Source organism: Mesorhizobium sp. M7A.F.Ca.CA.002.04.1.1 (assembly GCF_004022805.1).
GTDB lineage: Bacteria > Pseudomonadota > Alphaproteobacteria > Rhizobiales > Rhizobiaceae > Mesorhizobium > Mesorhizobium ciceri.
In genome coordinates, this window is record NZ_RZPL01000500.1 from 1 (window position 1) to 4394 (window position 4394).

4 protein-coding genes and 1 pseudogene are annotated in these 4394 nt (G+C 60.9%); 2 read left to right on the top strand and 3 right to left on the bottom strand.

Going from position 1 to position 4394, the window contains the following annotated elements; genetic code table 11:
* A partial coding sequence (locus ENZ75_RS34665) for a hypothetical protein (RefSeq protein ID WP_206617080.1) occupies positions 1-204 on the bottom strand: 204 nt, incomplete at its 3' end.
* 132 nt (positions 205-336) lie between these two features.
* Between ENZ75_RS34665 and ENZ75_RS22700 the strand changes: the two genes are divergently transcribed.
* On the top strand, positions 337-2403 hold the full coding sequence (locus ENZ75_RS22700) for an EAL domain-containing protein (RefSeq protein WP_063167734.1): 2067 nt from the start codon (positions 337-339) through the stop codon (positions 2401-2403).
* A 76-nt stretch (positions 2404-2479) separates the two neighbouring features.
* The gene (locus ENZ75_RS22705; protein WP_081714379.1) at positions 2480-3220 is read left to right on the top strand and encodes a polysaccharide deacetylase family protein; all 741 of its coding nucleotides are present in this window, start codon (positions 2480-2482) and stop codon (positions 3218-3220) included.
* A gap of 71 nt (positions 3221-3291) precedes the next feature.
* Here the strand turns inward: ENZ75_RS22705 and ENZ75_RS22710 are convergent, their stop codons facing one another.
* Together ENZ75_RS22710 and ENZ75_RS35750 are read right to left on the bottom strand one after the other, a co-directional pair.
* Entirely contained in the window at positions 3292-4104 is an 813-nt protein-coding gene (locus tag ENZ75_RS22710; RefSeq protein WP_224620272.1) for a DUF6817 domain-containing protein, read from the bottom strand.
* A gap of 115 nt (positions 4105-4219) precedes the next feature.
* A pseudogene (locus tag ENZ75_RS35750) lies at positions 4220-4394 on the bottom strand (MarR family transcriptional regulator); the annotation flags it as partial.

The window sequence follows — 4394 nt, forward strand, 5'->3', positions numbered from 1 at the left end:
GTCATGACCTAGCCTCGTTTGATGTGGGCCGACTGTCGTCTCGTCCGCGCGAAAAATCCATCGCAAAAACGACCGGATCGGTGGCAAGCAGCACGATGCGGCCCCGATGTCGATCATCACGCGGCCGAGGAACGACGCCACGACAAAGGTTCTGGCCGATGACCGCTCAAATGCCGGTACGGTGCTAAACGAGCCGATAACCATTCCGCGATCTTTCCACGGCCGCCCCTTGCCGGACAGCCGTCGATTTCCGGTCCTGTTAACGTTTGCAGTTCAATGGTGCTCATACAAGAATCCCTAGGCAAGAATCCTTAGGCGAGAGGGCCGCCCCCGAAAATGTCGCAGCAGCCGGTGCAAACCGTTTCAGGCAAGCTCATACTGCTGATCAAGGCTGGCTATTGGCTGGCCCTGCTGATCATTGCGGCCATGGTGATCGCCTCCTTCATCCTGCTGCAGCAGATGATGGCCACCCAACAGCACAATCACACCTTGCTCGACATCGTCAGCACACAAAAGACGCTGTCGCAGCGCATCGTCTTCCTTGCCAGTGCAACGGGTGCCGGTTCACGCGACAAGCAACCGGCGCTGGTCAGCGCGCTCAAGCAGGCAACGGCGGAGTTCGAGACCAACTACGACCTGCTGCTCGATCAGACAGGAGCCGATCCGCAATCGCCGGCCAAGCTCGACCCGAAGTCGATCGAAAGCGTCCTCTTCGCCAAGCCCTTCCACCTCGACTATTTCTCCGTCGGGCTGATCGCCAATGGCGACCGCCTGATCTCGGCCTATGAATCGCAATTCAACGGCAATGGCGGCTACAAGGGCGGCGGCGAACGCGTCAATCTCGACGCCTCAGTCGCCAATGCGACCTTGTCGGGTTATGCCGCGCTCGGCCAGCGCATCACTGCCGACGCCGACGACCGCTCCGAGAAGCTGCTCGCTCTCCATCGCACGCTGTTCTACGCCACAATCGGCGTCATCATACTGGTGGCGCTCTTCATCTTCAGGCCGATGTCGAACGCCATCCTGCGCAAGACGCATGAACTGATCGACGCGCGCAATTCCATGGCCTTCATCGCGGTTCATGACGGCCTCACCGGCCTGCACAACCGCACGTTCCTGACCGATCATTTCGACACGCTGATCAAGGGCACGCACCGGCGTCGCGAACGCCTTGCCGTCGTCCAGCTCGATCTCGATCGGTTCAAGCAGATCAACGATACGCTCGGCCACGCCGCCGGCGACTATGTGCTGGTCGTCACGGCACAGCGCATGCGCGATTCCTGCCGGGCGTCGGATCTGTGCGTGCGCCTGGGCGGCGACGAGTTCGTCATGATCCTCGGCGGCGCCGGCGGCACCGAAGACATCAACATGCTGGCGCGGCGCATCTTGGCGCACATCAACGAGCCGATCGTCTTCCAGGGCACGACCATTCTCCCAGGCGCCAGCGCCGGCATCGCGGTCTATCCGATCGACGCCGACAATGCTGGGGATTTGCTGGTCCATGCCGACCTGGCGCTTTATTCCGCCAAGAAGCTTGGCGGTGGCAACTTCTCCTTCTTCTCCGAGGAACTGCGCCGCGAACTCGATTATCGCAAGCAGCTCGAGCACGACATCAAGGTCGCCATCGCGGAGCGGGCGTTCCAGGTCTATTTCCAGCCGCAGGTCTCGCTGACCAACGGCACGATCAGCGGCATAGAGGCGCTGGTGCGCTGGAACCATGCGGAGCGCGGCATGATCCCGCCCGGCGAATTCATCCCGGTCGCCGAGAAATGCGGCTTCATGCCCGAGATCGGCCGCATCGTCATCACCAAGGCGATCAACGAGGCGGCCGAATGGAATCGCGCCGGCATTGCCTTCGGACGGCTTGCCGTCAATGTTTCCGGCACCGAGCTGCGCGAGCACGATTTCGATGCGTTCTTGTTCGAGACGCTGGAAAAGGCTGGGCTGCCGCCGCAAAAACTGTCGCTGGAAATCGTCGAATCCGTCATCCTCGACGACGAAAAGACAGGCATCGCCGCCAAGCTGCGCCACATCAGGGCAGCCGGCGTCCATCTCGAACTCGATGATTTCGGCACCGGCTATGCTTCGCTCAGCCATGTCAACCCGAACGAGATCGACCGGCTGAAGATCGATCGCCGCTTCGTTCAGAACATCCATGAGAATGGCGACAACTCGAAGATCGTGCGCGCCATCACCGAGCTGGCGCGTGGCCTCGGCATCTCGATCGTCGCGGAGGGTGCCGAAACCGAGGCCGAGCTCGATTCGCTGATGGCGATCGGCTGTGACCAGGTGCAGGGCTACTCCATCGCCTTCCCGATGCCGCACGACAAGGCGCTGGAATGGCTGACCGCTCGCATGCCGAAGAAGGCCAAGCTGACGGTGCTGCAAGGAAGCCTGGCATAGGTACGGCCGGGCTGCCTTGACAACCGCGTGTGAAGATGGCCGCCTTGTCGTGATCGCAACAGGGATATCGGGGCTGATGACACCGTTTCGGTTTGCCCTTGCGGCACTGCTGATCTTTGCGGCCCCCGCCCAGGGCGCCGATCGCACCATCTATCTTACCTTCGACGATGGGCCGCTGAACGGCACAAGCAACATCCTCGACGTGCTGGAGGCCGAGCAGGTTCCTGCAACCCTATTCATGGTCGGCATGCACGCACAGGCGAGCGCTGCCAACAGAGCGCTCGTCCAGCGCGCCAAGCAGCTTCCTCTGGTGACGCTCGGCAACCACAGCTACAGCCATGCCTACAATCACTACCGGCATTTCTACGGCGACACCGAGGGTGTCGTCGCCGACATGGTACGGGCAAACGCGGTGCTCGGCTTGAAGCCCGTGGTGCATGCAAGGCTGCCGGGGCGCGACGTGTTCAGGCTGCCCTCCATGTCGAAGAACGACACTTCGCTTGGCCTCGCCCAGGAGGGGCATGAAGAGCCCGACTACGAATTTGTCGCGGCCTCAGGCTTCTATCTCTACGGCTGGGACCATGAATGGGTGCACAAGGACAACGGCGAGCCGGTGCAGAGCGTCGACCATCTGGTCAGCGAGATCGATCATCTGTTCGGCTATGGCCGCTTCGTCAAGCCCGGCAAGCTGATCCTGCTGATGCATGACGAGATGTTTCAGGACGGCTTCGACGGCAAGACGAAGCTGACCAATTTGATCGCCGCGCTGAAGCTGCGCCGTTACGCCTTTGGGGCAATCCAGGGCTACGACGACTGAACCGGTGAGGACGGCGAGTTCTTCAGCGGATGTGCATCGGTACCCGATGCTGTCGCATGGCCGGCAAGGCGTCAAAGCACCTCGATCGACTCCCCGCGCAGCTTGTGCCGACGCAATTTGATGTATGTGCGCAAATTAGGCGTCATCTGAAAGCCCACCAGCTTCGTCTCCTGGAGGGGAGCAGCCCACGCCATCGTCTCGTAGCGGGCGCCGTAACCTTCGATGGTGGCGGCAAGATTTTCGCGGCCCAGATTCCTGGCCAGAGTGGCGCAGGCAGCAACCCTCGAACGAATCGACTGGCCGTATTTGGGCGCAAACGCCAGTCCGCCGTCCGCCAGGTCATCGACCTCATGGGCAAGCGCCAGGAACAGAATGTCCTCGTCGCCGGTCGGCACACCTTTGTCCACAATGCGCTCGGGATCTCCCGTGTCGAATTTCAGTCCGACCACGCGAGCGACAAGACCCTCGACGCGAGGACCAATTTTTTGCTCCAGCCACTTGCGATGAGCATCGGTTCGCCTGCTGGATTTGCCGTCCGGATACTGGCCTCCGTCATAGGCGGCGTGAAACATAGCGGCGAGGACAAGATCGACGCTTTGGTCGAAATGCGCGACCGACGACGCAGCTCCCACCGCATGGCAGATGAAAGGCCGTCCCGTCTTGCGATAACGGCCGTTGAACATCGCGCAACACACACGATACGCCTTCTGCACCCTGGCGATATCGGCAAGCGGATATCCAGCCTCGTATAGCTGGATGTAAAGCGCCGTGTTGGTCTGGCGCGGAACGAACAGATCTTCTTTGGTCAACTTGTCCCCCCGAACGTTGTTAGGTTTTCCGGCGACTTCTCGCTCCCGAAGCCAGCGGCTTCGGTATTCTTGCACAGATTTTACAGAAGAGTTGAGCCTGACCTCTTCCCACCAGGATCAGCCGGACAATGGAACGTTACAAATGTGATGAGGGAAGTCCAGTCCAAGGAAATTCTTGGTCCGCAGGGTTCTATCCCCCGACATTGCCCCGCAACACAGCCAGCACCTGCGCGAACTCCGCCAGACGCTCGTCGGTCAATCCCACTCGCAGCCGCTTGTCGAAGACGAGCGCGGCCTTGCGCAGTGTCTCGAACATCGCTTCTCCGGCCTCGGTCAATTCGACCAGATGAACCCGGCGGTTGCCC